Raw genomic sequence first — 1,876 nt, forward strand, 5'->3', positions numbered from 1 at the left:
TCGCCGTATTGGAATATAAATCCAATTTAATGATGGGCGTGCTGAATCTTGCCTGTTTTCGCCCGATGTCAAAACCAATGATATGTTTATCCATCCCGAGTTCGACGACATCCCAAAAGACGAGCAGCCTTTCTTCACTTTCTTCTCTAACTTTAGCAGCCAACTTCTGGCCCTCCTCCAATAAACCTGAGGGCAAGATTAATAGCTTTTGTTTTGTATCACAAGAAATTATTTTTTACATATAATCAATATTAACATTTAGTTAGGATATATTTATAAGGTAACTTATTAAGTATATATTACACTTTTTCGACGTTATTACTTATAGCTTGGTAGTCAGTAAGTCCTATATCCTCTTTCGCCTGATTGAATGACTCGTGGCCAACGACTATGTATTTGTGCATCCTCGGGCTCGGGTTCCAATGTCACCACATATACTCGACGCTCATTACCCTCTTTCGCCACTAAACCTTGAATGTATTGCCCCTTCTGCAAGTCATACCAGTGACTCTGACCTTCAAAATCTTTTTCCATAAACGCTAACACTGGGATCTTTACCGGCTTGGGAAAATAACGCTCCCATACGCCGCCATAAATGGATTCAATCTTTGCCCATCCAGTTATAGGTAAAAATCCAGGTTGCTTTTGTCGACGTCCCCAGGGTAACAACTCAATCGAGCCATCTTTTTTTAACACTGGCAGCATGGCTTTGGGGTTGGGGAAATACATCCGCATGAATTCATCACCATATTGAAAATAGGCTCCACCGCACATCAGATCGTCTTCCTATGGCCTGTGGGCTTCCATGCGGGGGCTATTACATTTGGCATCTCACTACGTCCGATCACAGGCATTGGTGCCACGGTAAATTCGCCGTAGCGTTGGTTAATCTTATCTACCGCCTGATTAATCTTTTCACGTTTGATTTGATGGGTGTTATCCAAAAATAAATCCTGCTGCCGAGACTCTGTGGGATTTAATGCTGTGATTTGTACCTGTCGAGCATCTTGGCCAACCCAATACTTTTGCATAAACTGCCGACCCAGTTCATAAATAACCTGACCATCGTCCGTGGTGAAATCAATCTTTGTTTTCATACCAAGCCAGCCCGCTTCGGTTTTGATACCGATGAAAAAATGATTCGATTGAAAGTTATGACGACGCAGTCTTGTTCCGACCTTTTCAGCCATATGCTGCAAGTAAAGTAAAACGGTTCGTAAATCACGGGTACCAGGCGGCATGACTTTGCCATGCCCAATGGTTTTAGGCGGTTTTACGATTGTTGTTACGGGCTCGGGATCTTTGCCTTGAGCCATTAACCAGATTCGTCTGCCGGGATTACCAAAGCGTTTGGCTAAGATGCCGATCGGTAACTTCTTCATATCGCCACATTTATATACGCCGTACTTATTCAGAAACGTGCCAATGCCTTTAGCAATACCACTCAGCTCAGTGACAGGTTCATCGGCCAGTCTAGCTTCAGCTTCCCAAGGCTTGATAACAGTTAAACCATCTGGCTTATTCAATTTGGCTGCAAACTTGGCAGTAGTTTTGTCACCACTCACACCAACACTACACGTCAGGCCAGAAGCATCGCTCACCGCTTTTTTTACTAGTTTCGCGATGGTTTCCGGATTTCCTAAAAGGCTCTGACAATGGGTAACATCCAGAAAAGCTTCATCGACAGAATATATTTCAAGGTCGGGGGTTATTTTTTCCAGCGCTTGCATAATTTGAGTGGATTTTTCCACATATCGATGCGGTCGGCTCGGAGCCTGGATAAGCTCGGGACACAGTCCTCTCGCCTCTTTCAGACGCATGCCCGTCTTTACTCCATACGCCCGGGCTTCATAAGAAGATGTGATAATCGTGCTAC

Annotated in this window: 2 protein-coding genes; both read right to left on the reverse strand. The window is 44.1% G+C overall.

Going from position 1 to position 1,876, the window contains the following annotated elements; translation table 11 throughout:
• Positions 1-336 precede the first annotated feature (336 nt).
• Positions 337-774 (reverse strand): hypothetical protein, encoded by a 438-nt coding sequence (locus tag B3O33_RS03005; protein WP_292359638.1) that lies wholly within the window; start codon positions 772-774, stop codon positions 337-339.
• Positions 774-1,876 (reverse strand): DNA polymerase Y family protein (locus tag B3O33_RS03010; protein ID WP_292362897.1); only part of this gene is annotated, 1,103 nt, incomplete at its 5' end. The genes B3O33_RS03010 and B3O33_RS03005, both read right to left, overlap by 1 nt.

Source organism: Methylophaga sp. UBA1464 (genome assembly GCF_002325665.1).
In the GTDB taxonomy this organism is placed as follows: Bacteria; Pseudomonadota; Gammaproteobacteria; order Nitrosococcales; family Methylophagaceae; genus Methylophaga.

What these genes read in the sequence shown, in the direction of transcription:
- B3O33_RS03005 (WP_292359638.1), bottom strand. Translation starts at nt 774, where the DNA reads ATGTGCGGTGGAGCCTATTTTCAATATGGTGATGAATTCATGCGGATG.